We start from the raw sequence: 14,632 nt of genomic DNA on the forward strand, positions 1-14,632 counted from the left end.
CAAGCCTGATGAGCGAAGAACACATCCTGATCGTAGGCGCCGGCGTGATCGGCCTGCTCACTGCCCTGAACCTGGCCAGCGCAGGCGCGCGCGTGACCGTGCTGGACCGTCAGCAGGCGGGAAAGGAAGCGTCCTGGGCCGGGGGCGGGATAGTCTCGCCGTTGTATCCGTGGCGCTACAGCCCGGCGGTAACTGCGCTGGCCCATTGGTCTCAGGATTTTTATCCACAGCTGGGCGACCACTTGTTCGGGCGTACCGGCGTGGACCCTGAGGTTCACGTCACCGGCCTGTACTGGCTGGACCTCGACGATGAAGCGCAAGCCCTCGACTGGGCGCGGGCTCAGGCCCGGCCGCTGAGCCAGGTACCGATAGAGGAGATTTACCGCAAGGTTCCCGTGCTCGGGCCAGGCTTCAGCCGCGGCATCCATATGGCAGATGTAGCCAATGTGCGTAACCCCAGATTGGTGAAGGCCCTGCGGGCGGCACTGGAGGCGTTGCCCAATGTCACGCTCCGGGAACATGTGCCCGTTACCGGCTTTATCGAGGAGCAGGGGCGCATTGGCGGTGTGCTCACCGATGAGGGTGAGCTGCGCGGCGATCAGGTGGTGCTTACGGCGGGCGCCTGGAGCGGCAAGCTTCTGGGTACGCTGGGGCTGGCGCTGCCCGTTCAGCCGGTAAAAGGCCAGATGATCCTGTTCAAGTGTGCTGAAGATTTTCTGCCAGCCATGGTGCTCGCCCGCACGCGGTATGCGATCCCTCGGCGGGATGGGCACATTCTGGTGGGCAGTACGCTGGAGCATGCGGGGTTCGACAAAACGCCGACGGAGCAGGCGCTGGCTAGCCTCAAAGCCTCGGCAGAGGAGTTGCTGCCCGCGCTACGGGGTGCTGAAGTGGTTGGCCATTGGGCGGGGCTGCGGCCCGGATCACCCGAGGGCATTCCGTTTATTGGCCCGGTCGCCAGCCACCCTGGGCTGTGGCTCAACTGTGGGCATTACCGGAATGGATTGGTGCTGGCGCCGGCGTCCTGTCAGTTGCTGGCGGACCTGATGCTGGGCCGAACGCCGATTGTTGACCCGGCGCCCTATGCGCCGCGATGAGCTTACCCTGTTCGCGAGCTTCGCTCACTCTCATGGAAAAACACTGTTCTGGCGGCGACAGCGGACCCTTGTGGGAAGCGGGCGCCAGCTCGCGAATGGTCATTTTTTCGCGAGCTGGCGCCCGCTTCCCACAAGGGTGGAGGCCTCCTACATATAGCGCCGGTTTCGTCGGCCGGTGTAGGAGCCAGCGAAGCTGGCGAACGGCGTCGCGGCTATTCGAGGCCCAATTTCTTCAACCGATAGCGCATCGACCGAAACGACATGTTCAACCGCTGGGCGGCGGCGGTGCGGTTCCAGCGGGTTTCTTCCAGGGCCTGAAGGATCAGCGTGCGCTCGATGTTCTCCAGGTAATCCTCGAGGTTGTCCACCTCGGCGAGGCTGTGCTCGCCGTTTTCACGGAGGGGGGCGGTGTCTTCCAGGCGAAGGTCGGCCGCTTCGATGATGTCGTTCTCACACAGCGTATAGGCACGTTCGAGCATGTTTTCCAGCTCTCGCACGTTGCCAGGAAAGCGGTACTGACGCAGCGTGGCCTGGGCGTCCGGGGCTAGCCGGGCAGGGGGCAGGCCGCTGCTGGCGGCGAGGCGCTTGAGCACGCATTGGGCAATAAGGTCGATGTCTTCGCGCCGCTCGCGCAAAGGGGGTACCCGCAGCTCGATCACGTTAAGCCGGTAATACAGGTCCTGGCGGAAACGCCCGGCCTGCACTTCCTGGGCGAGGTCTTTATGGGTGGCGCACAGTACCCGCACGTCCACGATCACTTCGCTTTGCCCGCCTACGCTGCGAATGGCTTTTTCTTGGATGGCCCGTAGCAACTTCACCTGCATCGCCAAGGGGAGGTCGGCCACTTCATCGAGGAACAGCGTGCCGCCGTCTGCTGCCTGAAATAGCCCGGGCTTATCCTCCATGGCACCACTGAAGCTGCCTTTGCGGTGGCCGAAGAACTCGCTTTCCATCAATTCGGTGGGGATCGCGCCGCAGTTCACTGGTACGAATGGCCGGTCGCAGCGGGGGCCTTGGTCGTGGATTTGCCGGGCGACCAGCTCTTTGCCGGTGCCGGATTCGCCGCTGATATACACCGGCGCCTGGCTGCGGGCCAGTCGGGCGATCTGCTTGCGCAGGGCCTGCATGGGAGGCGACTGGCCGAGCAACCGGTCGTCGGCCGTAGCTGCTTCGGTGGCACGGTTGACCAAGCGCAGGGCGGTTGCCACCAGCTCTCGCAAGCGGGGCAGGTCCACGGGCTTGGTGAGGAAGTCGAAGGCGCCGGCCTTCAGCGCATTGATGGCGGTGTCCACGTTGCCATAGGCGGTAATCATGGCCACCGGCAGGTTGGGGTGGCGCTGTTGCATGTACTGCACCAGCTCAAGCCCCGTGCCGTCGGGCAGGCGCATGTCGGTGAGGCACAGGTCGAAGGCTTCCTTGCTCAACCAGTCGCGGGCCTCTTTGAGGTTTCGAGCGCCACGCGTATCCAGCTTCATGCGGCCGAGTGTGATCTCGAGCAGTTCGCGGATGTCCGGTTCGTCATCGACGATTAGAATCTTTTGCCGTGCCGTCATGTTCAGGCCTGTCTTCGAGCGTGAGCGAAGGTAATACGCATGCAACTGCCGCCCTGTGCGCCTGGCCGATAATCGAGGTGAGCGCGGTTGCCTTCGCACAACTCCCGAGAAATATACAGACCCAGGCCGGTACCTTTTGTTTCGGTGGTGAAGAACGGCTCGAAGATGTGCTGGAGCTTTTCCGGGGCGATTCCCGGGCCGTCATCCACTACATCCAGTATCGGCAAACCGCTGGCGCGTTCTACTCCCAACTTTAGCCACACCTGCGCCTGCGTGTGATTGAGGCCACTGTAACGCAAGCCGTTCTGAACCAGGTTGGTGACAACCTGAGTGAGGTGGTGCGGGTCCATGCGGGTTTCGATCAAGCCTTCGGAAATGTGCGCATGCAGCCGATGATGGCTGGGCGCCGTTGCCATGAATTCGGTCACGAAGGCGCTCAACCAGGCGGAGAGGTCGAGCATCTCGGGCTCGGCCGGGCGCCGCCTTGATAGCTGCAGTACGTTTTCGATCACCAGGTTCATGCGCTTGGACTGGTCCAGGATGATCTGCACCAACCGCCGGTCGGGGTCGTTCAGTGCGTCTGATTCCTGCAACAGTTGGCCGGCGTGGCTGATAGCACCCAGTGGGTTGCGCACCTCATGGGCGATACCGGCGGTGAGGCGACCCAGCGCGGCCAGCTTCAGCTGCTGGGCCTGCTGGGCGATCTGAGACAGGTCCTCGAGAAAAACCAGCGTCTGCTGGCCGGCCCCCCGGCTTAGCGCGATGAAACTGACCTGCACGGGCGGGCCGTCCGATTGAAGCTTGATGCTCTTCACCCGCAAGGCAGGGTTTACGCGCCATTGCAGCAGGCGCTCGATCAGATCCGGGGCGTGCACGCTGATCAATTGGCCGCTGAGCACCGGCTTGCCAAACAGCGCCAACGCCCCCTGGTTCGCCAGTTGCACGCGGTGCTGCGCGTCCAGCACAAGAATGCCCGTGCGCATGCGCTGCAAGATAAGCGCGTTCAGTTCTTCAAGGTTGGTAACGTCGCTGGCCCGCTGCTCGGCCAGGGTTTCGCTGGTGCGCAGCAGGTGGCTGAGGCCTTGCACGATCAACGCCACGGCAAAGCACAGCACGCCCAGCGAGCCGGCCTGAACGTAATCATTGGCGGCCGAAGGGCGGGTGAAGCTCAGGTAGAACGTCAGGTAGATGATACCGATGGAGGCCAGCGCCGCAATCAGCAGCCCGAGGCGACCGCGCAGCAACAGGTTACTCATCGCCACCGAGGCGATCATCAGGTTGCCAATGCCACTGGCGGTGCCGCCGCCTGCATAGAACAACCCGGCGAGCAGAATCACATCCGCCGCCGACAAGCTGAATACCTTGGCCGAACGGGTAGCGTTGCCGAAGGTAAGGGCTACCAGCAGGTTGAATATCAGATACAGCCAACTGCCTGCGCGGAAGAGTTGGCCGTTGGCGAGCTCCAGCAAGCGGTTGTCCATGTCACTGGAAATAAGCAGCACCAGGCTGATGCCGATCACCAGCCGATACAGGTGGTACAGCCGCAGCATCCGCCGCGCCTGGGCCCTGCCGCTGGCGGAAGCCTCAGTGGTCACGCCGGGCGGGCCCTTGCTCCAGGTGGGCACGGCTGCAATACCAGTTTGGGCCGCTGGCCAGTGCTCGGTCGCTGGGCAGGTGCACGCCGCACTGGGCGCAGCGCACCATTGGCAACGTGTTGCCCGAAGCGCGTGGTGGTTGAGCCTTGGGCGCCTTGAAGGTACGCCATGCCCACACGGCGACGGCGATGATGGCGATCCAGAAGAGCAGGCGAATCATGATGGCGGGGCTTCTGCAAGAAGGAGCGCGCAGTGTAGCCAAGGGAAGCGGGGGAGAGCCAGCGCGGTCGCTCCCGTTGCAGGAGCGACCGTTACATCGGTGATCAGTCGAACAGGCCGAAGGTCAGCCGGCTGAGCCACGAACGGTGCGGCGTGGGCTCGGCGTTTTCGACCGGTGGCTCGTCGGCGGTACCGCCTTCGTCCGCAGGGCGCAGTTCAGCCGGGATATTGTCCTTCGCGTCCTGGTACTGCTTGGCCAGCTCCTGGTTGGCGCGGCTTTCGCTCGGCGGCGGCGGGGTGTTGTCACCCTCGATCAGGCCCAGGGTTGCCTTGGACAGCCACGAACGGTTGTCTGCCTCTTCCTTGAGCGGCGTGAACTGGCCGTCCTGCAGGCTAGGGTGGTCCGGGTAGTTGTACTTCAGGGTTTGCAGGCTGGTGTCGGCGAGGTCGTCCAGGTGCAGGTGCTGGTAGCTTTCGACCATTACCGCCAGGCCATCGCCCACGGCGGGGGTTTCCTGGAAGTTTTCCACCACGTACCGGCCACGGTTGGCGGCAGCCACGTAGGCCTGGCGAGTGATGTAGTAGTGGGCTACGTGAATTTCGTAGGCTGCCAGCAGGTTGCGCAGGTAGATCATGCGCTGCTTGGCGTCCGGCGAGTAGCGGCTGCTCGGGTAGCGGCTGGTGAGCTGGGCGAACTCGTTGTACGAATCGCGAGCGGCGCCCGGGTCACGCTTGGTCATGTCCAGCGGCAGGAAACGGGCCACGATGCCGCGGTCCTGGTCAAAGGACGTAAGGCCCTTGAGGTAGTAGGCGTAATCGACGTTCGGGTGCTGGGGGTGCAGGCGAATGAAACGCTCGGCGGCGGACTTGGCAGCCTCGGGCTCGGCGTTCTTGTAGTTCGCGTAGATGAGCTCCAGCTGCGCCTGGTCGGCGTAGCGGCCGAACGGATAGCGGGATTCGAGCGCCTTGAGCTTGGCCGTTGCGCTGGTATAACTGTGGTTATCCAGGTCGGTCTGGGCCTGCTGGTACAGCTCGGCTTCGCTCAGGTTCTCGTCGACCACTTCCTTGTTCGACGAACAGGCGGCGGTAAGGCCGACAATGGCGATCAGCAGCAGGTGTTTCACTTGCATGGCGGCTTGCGTCCCTTAACGGCCGCTGTCTTGGGCGCGGCCGTCCTGTTATGATGAGCGCCCCGCGAACCTCCGGGGCGAAAGACGCCGTATTTAACCACAAGCGCGCAGCTGAAACCAAAGGCTGTGCGGTCGCGCTGTTTCCCTGTGTAGCCAAGCATGTCTGAGATCATCCGGCTTAGCGCCGAAGTCACCCCCGACCTGGGAGGCCAGCGCCTCGATCAGGTTGCCGCGCAACTGTTCGCGGAATTTTCCCGTTCACGCCTGTCCGCCTGGATCAAGGAAGGCCGCCTGACCGTTGACGGCGCCGTGTTGCGCCCGCGTGACGTAGTCCATGGCGGCGCCGTGCTGGCCCTCGAAGCCGAGCAGGAAGCCCAAGGCGAATGGGTCGCCCAGGACATCGAACTGGACATCGTCTATGAAGACGACCAGATCCTGGTCATCAACAAGCCTGCGGGCCTGGTGGTTCACCCGGCCGCTGGCCACGCCGATGGCACCTTGCTCAATGCCCTGTTGCACCACGTGCCGGACATCGTCAACGTGCCGCGCGCGGGCATCGTGCACCGGCTCGACAAGGACACCACTGGCCTGATGGTCGTCGCCAAAACGCTGCAGGCGCAGACGCAACTGGTCGCCCAGCTGCAAAAGCGCAGCGTCAGCCGCATCTATGAATGCGTGGTGGTGGGCGTAGTTACCGCCGGTGGCAAAATCAATGCCCCTATCGGCCGTCATGGTACCCAGCGCCAGCGCATGGGCGTGATGGACAACGGCAAGCCCGCCGTCAGCCATTACCGCGTGCTGGACCGTTATCGCTCGCACACTCATGTGCGGGTGAAGCTGGAAACCGGCCGTACCCATCAAATCCGCGTGCACATGGCGCATGTGGGCTTCCCGCTGGTGGGGGACCCGACCTATGGCGGCCGCTTCCGCATTCCGCCGGCGGCGAGCGCCAGCCTGGTCGATGCGTTGAAAACCTTCCCGCGCCAGGCGCTGCATGCCCGCTTCCTCGAGCTGGACCATCCGACCACCGGTGAGCGCATGGGCTGGGAGTCGCCGTTGCCTGACGACTTCGTATGGCTTACGTCCCTGCTCAAGCAGGACCGCGAGGCCTTCGTCGGATGACCGACCTTTCCGGCAGCCTGCTTCTGCCGGACTGGCCCGCGCCAGCGAACGTGCGGGCCTGCGTTACTACTCGCGCTGGCGGGGTTAGCCAGGCCCCGTTCGATAGCCTGAACCTGGGCGACCATGTGGGTGACCACCCCGCTGCGGTGGTCGAAAACCGTCGGCGGCTGGCTGAGCTGTACGGCATTCGCCCCGCCTGGCTGCGGCAGGTGCACAGCACTGACGTGGTAGAGGCCGACCCCACCCGGCAGCCAGAGGCCGATGCGAGTTGGTCAGCCACCCCTGGCATTGCCTGCACCGCCATGACCGCCGATTGCCTGCCAGCGCTGTTCACCAACCGCGCGGGTACACAGGTCGCTGCCGCGCACGCGGGCTGGCGCGGCCTGGCCAATGGCGTGTTGGAGGCAACCGTGGCCAGTTTCGACGTGTCGCCCAGCGATATTCTCGTATGGCTCGGCCCGGCCATTGGCCCGGGCGCGTTCGAAGTGGGGGAGGAAGTGCGCGACGCCTTCACCTCCCAGCACTCAGAGGCTGCCGCCGCGTTCGTGTCGGGTGCGCAGCCCGGAAAGCTGATGGCCGACATCTACGCCCTCGCGCGCCTGCGCCTGTCGAGTGCTGGCGTGCAAGCCGTGTATGGCGGCGGGTTGTGCACCGTGACCGACCCGCGTTGGTTCTCTTACCGTCGTGCGGCGCGTACAGGGCGGTTTGCTTCGTTGGTGTGGTTGGCTGGCGAAGGAACTGGAGCCGCGTAACTCTTTGATATACATGCACTACTGATTCCGCCCAGGCTTGCTGACAAACTCCTTGCCTCTCGGCGCCTGCGAAGGCAGAATTCATTTCAACAACTAACCCTCATGACCAGCGTGGCTTGGCCATCAGGTTGGAGGGGGAAAAAGCCGGCGAAAGCCGGTTTTTTCGTTTCTGGAGTAACCCCATGCAAGGAGCGCGGATAGTTAAGCCCCTGCGCACGCGGGTTTATGTAGATGGTTACAACCTGTACTACGGCTGCCTGAAGGGAACACCCTATAAATGGTTGGACCTGGTTTCGCTCTTTGAGCGCCGGATACTACCTTCGGTGTACCTCACCGATGCCCAAGGTTGCCCTGGTTCGTTTTGTCTGGCAGCCCCTCCCGCCATCGAGTTTTTTACTGCGAAGATTCTTCAAAATGTTGCTCGTAGCTCGGATTCGGTGTCATCTCAGGCGCGATACCACACCGCCCTTCGCAAGACATACCCTGACCGAGTCGAAGTGATAGAGGGCTATTACGCCCTTAATCGAATGAAAGTCCGCGTAGTAGACCCAGCCGCTTTGCACCGTGCACCACGCGATTGTGAGGAGGTTCAAGCCTGGAAAGTCGAGGAGAAACAGAGCGACGTCAATCTGGCCCTACATGCGTTCCATGACGCTGTGGTTGGTAATGTCGACCAAGCCGTAATTGTCACGAACGATACAGATATCGCCCCTGCCTTGAAGATGATTCGGGACTTAACGAGCGTTCGCATCGGTTTGGTCGTCCCTACTTCTCGCCATCAGCGGGTACCCAACACGGAGCTGGCCAGCTTCGCTCACTGGGTACGCACCCACATCACCCAGGCAGAACTGTCGGATTGCCAGCTACCTCGGGTCATCCCGGGGCGGCGGCCAACGGTGAAGCCTGAAAGCTGGTACGCGAGGCCAGACCTTTTGGAAAAGGTCTTGATGGCCGCGATACCCATTTGTGGGGATCGCGGCAAAGCTTTCAAATGGCTTGAGACGGTCAACCAGCATTTTGGCAATAAACGGCCCTTGGACCTTTTGGACACCGAGACCGGTATGCTGGAGGTCGTGGGCTATATTCATCGCTGGCTGAATGCGAGAAGCCCAGCGTGAGTGCACGTCGCCCTCAGCAAGCACTGTTCGAATCTCCAGCCGGTCCGCCATGCTCACGGGCCAGGCCCCTTCCTGCAGCCAGTGTTCGGCGCCTGCTGCTTGAATCTTGAACAATCGCCCCTATCTAACCGGTATCTCGGGCAGGTTGTCTCGTCATCTATGCGGAGTTGGTTATCGCTCCGGCCTGCCTTTATCAGGAAGGACTTTCCATGCGTATAGACCGTTTGACCAGTAAGTTGCAGTTGGCGCTGTCCGACTCCCAATCCCTGGCGGTGGGCCTGGACCATCCCGCCATCGAGCCTGCGCACCTGTTGCAGGCGTTGATTGACCAGCAGGGCGGTTCGATCAAGCCGCTGCTGATGCAGGTAGGCTTCGATGTGGCTGGCTTGCGTAAAGAGCTCGCCAAGGAGCTGGACCGCTTGCCGAAGATCCAGAACCCCACCGGCGATGTGAACATGTCGCCGGAGATGGCGCGCCTGCTTAACCAGGCCGATCGCCTGGCGCAGCAGAAAGGTGACCAGTTCATTTCCAGTGAGCTGGTGCTGCTTGCCGCCATGGACGAGAACACCAAGGCAGGCAAGGTGTTGCTCGGGCAGGGCGTGAGCAAGAAGGCCCTGGAAAACGCCATCAATAACCTGCGCGGCGGCGAAGCGGTGAACGACCCCAACGCCGAGGAGTCGCGCAAGGCGCTGGAAAAATACACCGTCGACCTCACTCGCCGTGCCGAAGAAGGCAAGCTGGACCCGGTGATCGGCCGGGACGACGAGATCCGCCGCACCATACAAGTGTTGCAGCGCCGTACCAAGAACAACCCCGTGCTGATCGGTGAGCCTGGCGTGGGCAAAACCGCCATTGCCGAAGGCCTGGCCCAGCGCATCATCAATGGCGAAGTGCCGGATGGGCTCAAGGGCAAGCGCCTGCTGTCGCTGGACATGGGCTCGCTGATCGCTGGTGCCAAATTCCGCGGGGAGTTCGAAGAGCGCCTCAAGTCCGTGCTCAATGAACTGTCCAAGCAGGAAGGGCAGGTCATCCTGTTCATCGATGAGCTGCACACCATGGTCGGTGCCGGCAAAGGCGAAGGCTCGATGGACGCCGGCAACATGCTCAAGCCCGCACTGGCCCGTGGCGAGCTGCACTGCGTAGGCGCCACCACGCTCAATGAATACCGGCAATACATCGAGAAAGACGCAGCCCTCGAGCGGCGCTTCCAGAAGGTGCTGGTGGACGAGCCGAGCGAGGAAGATACCATCGCCATCCTGCGTGGCCTCAAGGAGCGATACGAGGTGCACCATAAGGTAGCGATCACCGATGGCGCCATCATTGCCGCAGCCAAGCTCAGCCATCGCTATATCACCGATCGCCAGCTGCCAGACAAGGCCATCGACCTCATCGACGAAGCGGCCAGCCGTATTCGTATGGAGATCGACTCCAAGCCCGAGCAGCTCGACCGCCTGGAGCGCCGCCTGATTCAGCTGAAGGTGGAATCCCAGGCGTTGAAGAAGGAAGAAGACGAGGCCGCTCGCAAGCGCCTCGAAAAACTCACCGAGGATATTGCCCGGCTGGAGCGCGAATACGCCGACCTTGAGGAAGTGTGGCTGTCTGAAAAGGCCGAGGTGCAGGGCTCTGCGCAAATCCAACAGAAGATCGAACAGTCCCGGCAAGAGCTGGAAGCGGCGCGCCGCCGTGGCGACCTGAGCCGTATGGCCGAACTGCAGTACGGGATCATCCCGGACCTGGAGCGCAGCCTGCAGATGGTCGACCAGCACGGCAAGACCGAGAACCAGTTGCTGCGCAGCAAGGTAACCGAAGAAGAGATTGCCGAGGTCGTGTCCAAGTGGACCGGCATTCCAGTGTCCAAGATGCTGGAAGGCGAGCGGGACAAGCTGCTGAAGATGGAAAGCCTGCTGCACAAGCGAGTGATCGGCCAGAACGAGGCCGTGGTTGCGGTTTCCAACGCCGTGCGCCGCTCCCGCGCGGGGCTGTCCGACCCGAACCGCCCCAGTGGCTCGTTCATGTTCCTGGGCCCGACCGGCGTGGGCAAGACGGAACTGTGCAAGGCGCTGGCCGAGTTCCTGTTCGACACCGAAGAAGCCATGGTGCGGATCGACATGTCCGAGTTCATGGAGAAACATTCGGTTGCCCGGCTGATCGGCGCGCCTCCAGGGTATGTGGGTTATGAAGAAGGTGGCTACCTGACCGAGGCCGTGCGTCGCAAGCCGTATTCGGTAGTGCTGCTGGACGAGGTGGAGAAGGCGCACCCTGATGTGTTCAACATCCTGCTGCAGGTGCTTGAGGATGGCCGGCTCACAGACAGCCACGGGCGCACTGTGGACTTCCGCAACACGGTAGTAGTGATGACCTCCAACCTGGGCTCGGCGCGCATCCAGGAGCTGGTAGGGGATCGTGAAGCGCAACGGGCGGCGGTGATGGATGCCCTCAGCTCGCACTTCCGGCCGGAATTCATCAACCGTGTGGACGAAGTGGTGATCTTCGAGCCACTGGGCCGCGAGCAGATCGCCGGTATCACGCAGATCCAGCTGGGGCGCTTGCGCAGCAGGCTGGCCGAGCGCGACCTGGCGCTGGAGCTGAGCGACGAAGCCTTGGATAAGCTGATCGCGATTGGCTACGACCCGGTATACGGGGCGCGGCCGCTGAAGCGAGCAATTCAGCGCTGGATCGAAAACCCGCTGGCGCAGCTGATTCTGAGCGGGGCTTTCCTGCCTGGCAGCTCGATTCACGCCAAGGTGGAAGGCGAGGAAATCGTGTTCGCGTAAGGTAAATAACGCCAGTGCGTGCAGACCCCTTGCACGCGCTGGCGATGTTATATATCATGCGCCCCGCTCCAGACGTCCTTGGGTAAGCCGGTTTTACCGGTGGCAGAAAAAAGATGGAAATCAGCATCTTACTGCTAAAACAGGGGTTGACAGGGTAAAACGAAGGTGTAGAATGGCGCGCCTCAGACAAGCGAACGTAGCGATACGCGACGCAGGTTGAGATGAAGGCCGAACCCTTCGGAAGCAACAAACGTAGTCCCAGTTGTACCGTTGTATGTAGTTCCGCGATAGCTCAGTCGGTAGAGCAAATGACTGTTAATCATTGGGTCCCTGGTTCGAGTCCAGGTCGCGGAGCCAACTTCGGGGTGTAGCGCAGTCCGGTAGCGCGCCTGCTTTGGGAGCAGGATGTCAGGAGTTCGAATCCCCTCACCCCGACCATTTTTGGGTCGTTAGCTCAGTTGGTAGAGCAGTTGGCTTTTAACCAATTGGTCGTAGGTTCGAATCCTACACGACCCACCATGTAAAGAAAGGCACCCAATAGGGTGCCTTTTTTTCGTCTGCAGATTTTCATTGCCTTATTGTAGGCCCGCGTTCACACGGTGAACGCGAGCACGTCACCTAAGCCATGAAATACCGCCCCACCAACATCACCCCCGATGCCAGCACCACCAGGTTGATCACCTTCAGAAACTGTTCCCGCGACATGTTCAGGGTAATGCGGCGCCCCAAGGTTATGCCTGCGATCATCCCCGGGGCCAACAGCAGCGCCAGCCATAGCAGGCTGGTGTCCAGGTACACGCCCGCCAGCGCGAACAGCACCACGCGGGTGAGTGTGCTGAAGCCGATCAAGGTAGTTTGGGTGAGCCGCACCGAGGTCTTGTCCTGAATGCGGCCGCTCAAATAGATGATGTACACAAACCCGCCACTGCCAAAGAGCGCGCTGAACACGCCGCCTATCAACCCGAAGGGCACCGCGGCCCGCGGTGTGAACTGATGCTGGGGCTTCACGCCGCTTAGTGAATACAGCGCATAGCCGATCGCGAACACGCCCAGGGCCAACAGCAGGATGGCAGGGTGGGCGTGCAACAGGATCGCCGCCCCTGCCAGGCTGCCTATCACCATCAACGGCAGCAGCCTGCGCAGCTCCCGCCAGTTCGCCTTGCGGCCGTCGCGGCCCACGTTCACCACCGCCGCGCAGAAATCCAGCAACGCCAGCAGCGGCACGATTTTCGGAACGGGCACATACAGCGCCAGTACCGGGCTTACGATCAGGGCAGTGCCGAACCCGGCGATACCGAAAATCACGTAGCCGCAGGTGAGCGTAATGAAAATAACCAGGTAACTGGTAAGGCCCATCCCTGTAAGGTCTAACAACGGGTCGCTCCTTGAAGTGCGGGTTTTTTACATGTCCAACCGGCCTTTTTGCCACGCCCGGCAAAGCGCGGCCTACCTATACTCTGGCCAACCTTGATCACACAACAACAATAAGCAGGCCTTTTCCATGCACGCATCCGCATCGCTTTCGCCAGCCTTGGCGCCGGCCGCCGCCTTCATTCAGGCCCGGGATCTATTGTTGCGCCATCGCACCGACTACGACGCCGCCGTCGCTGAATTCCAATGGCCCACGTTGGGCCGCTTCAACTGGGCGCTGGATTACTTCGATGAGATGGCCCTTAACAACCCGGCCCCGGCGCTTCGTATCGTCGATGAACACGGCAACGATCACACCCATAGCTACGCCCAGCTGCGTGCGCGCTCGAATCAGGTCGCCAATTACCTGCGCTCGCTTGGCGTGAAGCGTGGGGAGCGGGTGTTGCTGATGCTGGGTAATGAGGTGGCGCTGTGGGAGGTGATGCTGGCGGCGGCGAAGCTTGGCGCCGTGGTGGTGCCTGCCACCGCCTTGCTCGCCCGGGAGGATCTGGAAGACCGGCTGACCCGTGGGCGCATCCGCCATATCGTCGCGGCCGAGGCGCACACGGCCAAGTTCGACGGCCTTGGGGAGCACTGTACCCGGATTGGAGTAGGAAGCGTGTCACCAGGCTGGCACACGTTCGAACAGGCCTATGCATTGAGCAAGGCGTTCGAGCCGGATGGCCCGACCGAGGCGACAGACTCCTTGCTGCTGTATTTCACTTCCGGGACCACTTCCAAACCGAAAATGGTTTTACACAGCCATCAAAGTTACCCCGTGGGCCACCTGTCCACCATGTACTGGATCGGCCTGCAGCCAGGGGACCTGCACCTGAACATTTCCTCGCCCGGTTGGGCCAAGCATGCGTGGAGTTGCTTCTTCGCACCGTGGAACGCTGGTGCCTGTGTGTTTATCCACAACGTGGAGCGGTTCAGTGCCAAAGGCTTGCTGGCGGTATTGCAGGCTTACCCGATCACCAGCCTGTGCGCGCCTCCCACGGTGTGGCGCATGTTGATCCAAGAGGATTTATCAACTGTAAGGGAAGGGTTGTCGCTGCGAGAACTCGTAGGGGCTGGCGAACCTTTGAACCCGGAAATTCTCGAGCAGGTGTACAACGCCTGGGGGCTGTGGTTGCGAGATGGCTTCGGGCAGTCCGAAACCACGGCGATCATCGGCAATACGCCGGGGCAGGTATTAAAGCCCGGTTCCATGGCCGGCCGCTGCCGGGCTATCGCTTGAGCCTGCTCGATGCCGATGGCGAACTGGCTACCGAGGGCGAAGTGGCGCTGCCGCTGGAGCCTTCGCCGCTGGGCTTGATGTTGGGGTATGCCGACGCACCGGAGAAAACCGCCGAAGCGATGCGCGACGGCTACTACCGCACCGGCGATACGGCCCAGCGTGACAGCGACGGCTATGTGACCTTCGTGGGCCGCGCCGATGATGTATTCAAGTGCTCGGATTACCGCATCAGCCCGTTCGAACTGGAAAGCGCGCTAATCGAGCACCCTGCTGTGGTAGAAGTGGCCGTGGTGCCCAGCCCGGATCCGCTACGCCTGAATGTGCCCAAGGCGTACCTCATCATCGCCGCCGATCACGTGGCTGACGTCACGCTCGCCGAAGCCATCTTCGCTTTTGCCCGCGAGCAATTGGCGCCTTACAAGCGGGTGCGGCGAATCGAGTTCGTGAACGAACTGCCCAAGACAATATCCGGAAAAATCCGCAGGGTAGAGCTGCGCCAGCGCGAACAGCGGTGCCAGGCGCAGGGGCGGAGTGCGTTGGAATTTTACGAGGAGGATTTCGCCCCGGCGCGCGTGGCCGTGCCAGGGGCTTGATCAGAATTGCTGTGGGACCGGCGGTCCCA

The 14,632-nt window shown here is 62.0% G+C and carries 10 protein-coding genes, 3 tRNA genes and 1 pseudogene; 9 read left to right on the forward strand and 5 right to left on the reverse strand.

Annotated elements, in window-relative coordinates:
• Window positions 1-8: 8 nt before the first annotated feature.
• Window positions 9-1,097, forward strand: coding sequence for a glycine oxidase ThiO (gene thiO / locus LG385_RS00910; RefSeq protein WP_225771720.1), 1,089 nt, complete (start codon window positions 9-11; stop codon window positions 1,095-1,097).
• Window positions 1,098-1,309: 212 nt separating this feature from the next.
• On the opposite strand, the gene LG385_RS00915 is transcribed toward thiO, so the two are convergent.
• The 4 genes from LG385_RS00915 to LG385_RS00930 form a co-directional block, all read right to left on the reverse strand.
• Window positions 1,310-2,650 (reverse strand): sigma-54-dependent transcriptional regulator, encoded by a 1,341-nt coding sequence (locus LG385_RS00915; RefSeq protein ID WP_225771722.1) that lies wholly within the window; start codon window positions 2,648-2,650, stop codon window positions 1,310-1,312.
• Between the two features lie 2 nt (window positions 2,651-2,652).
• Entirely contained in the window at window positions 2,653-4,245 is a 1,593-nt protein-coding gene (locus LG385_RS00920) for a two-component system sensor histidine kinase NtrB (RefSeq protein ID WP_413247345.1), read from the reverse strand.
• On the reverse strand, window positions 4,235-4,465 hold the full coding sequence (locus LG385_RS00925; protein ID WP_181119334.1) for a PP0621 family protein: 231 nt from the start codon (window positions 4,463-4,465) through the stop codon (window positions 4,235-4,237). The genes LG385_RS00920 and LG385_RS00925 overlap by 11 nt, the downstream gene beginning before the upstream one ends.
• A 103-nt stretch (window positions 4,466-4,568) precedes the next feature.
• Window positions 4,569-5,594 (reverse strand): outer membrane protein assembly factor BamD, encoded by a 1,026-nt coding sequence (locus tag LG385_RS00930; protein ID WP_181115652.1) that lies wholly within the window; start codon window positions 5,592-5,594, stop codon window positions 4,569-4,571.
• A 159-nt stretch (window positions 5,595-5,753) separates the two neighbouring features.
• On the opposite strand from LG385_RS00930, the gene rluD reads away from it, so the two are divergent.
• The 7 genes from rluD (at window position 5,754) to LG385_RS00965 (ending at window position 11,879) form a co-directional block, all read left to right on the forward strand.
• On the forward strand, window positions 5,754-6,716 hold the full coding sequence (gene rluD / locus LG385_RS00935) for a 23S rRNA pseudouridine(1911/1915/1917) synthase RluD (RefSeq protein ID WP_181115650.1): 963 nt from the start codon (window positions 5,754-5,756) through the stop codon (window positions 6,714-6,716).
• Window positions 6,713-7,468, forward strand: coding sequence for a peptidoglycan editing factor PgeF (gene pgeF, locus LG385_RS00940; protein WP_225771724.1), 756 nt, complete (start codon window positions 6,713-6,715; stop codon window positions 7,466-7,468). Before rluD ends, pgeF begins: the two co-directional genes overlap by 4 nt.
• 182 nt (window positions 7,469-7,650) lie before the next feature.
• Entirely contained in the window at window positions 7,651-8,586 is a 936-nt protein-coding gene (locus tag LG385_RS00945) for an antitoxin Xre/MbcA/ParS toxin-binding domain-containing protein (RefSeq protein ID WP_225771726.1), read from the forward strand.
• Window positions 8,587-8,795: 209 nt separating this feature from the next.
• The gene (clpB, locus tag LG385_RS00950) at window positions 8,796-11,360 is read left to right on the forward strand and encodes an ATP-dependent chaperone ClpB (protein WP_225771728.1); all 2,565 of its coding nucleotides are present in this window, start codon (window positions 8,796-8,798) and stop codon (window positions 11,358-11,360) included.
• A gap of 281 nt (window positions 11,361-11,641) precedes the next feature.
• A tRNA-Asn gene (locus LG385_RS00955) sits at window positions 11,642-11,717 on the forward strand.
• A 4-nt stretch (window positions 11,718-11,721) separates the two neighbouring features.
• Window positions 11,722-11,798: transfer RNA gene (locus tag LG385_RS00960), tRNA-Pro, on the forward strand.
• Window positions 11,799-11,803: 5 nt separating this feature from the next.
• A tRNA-Lys gene (locus tag LG385_RS00965) sits at window positions 11,804-11,879 on the forward strand.
• Window positions 11,880-11,978: 99 nt separating this feature from the next.
• On the opposite strand, the gene LG385_RS00970 is transcribed toward LG385_RS00965, so the two are convergent.
• On the reverse strand, window positions 11,979-12,734 hold the full coding sequence (locus tag LG385_RS00970) for a sulfite exporter TauE/SafE family protein (protein ID WP_225771730.1): 756 nt from the start codon (window positions 12,732-12,734) through the stop codon (window positions 11,979-11,981).
• Between the two features lie 127 nt (window positions 12,735-12,861).
• On the opposite strand from LG385_RS00970, the pseudogene LG385_RS00975 reads away from it, so the two are divergent.
• Window positions 12,862-14,603: pseudogene (locus LG385_RS00975) on the forward strand (AMP-binding protein).
• Window positions 14,604-14,632 lie beyond the last annotated feature (29 nt).

It is taken from the genome of Pseudomonas sp. Marseille-Q5115 (genome assembly GCF_916618905.1).
GTDB classification, from domain to species: Bacteria; Pseudomonadota; Gammaproteobacteria; order Pseudomonadales; family Pseudomonadaceae; genus Aquipseudomonas; species Aquipseudomonas japonica_A.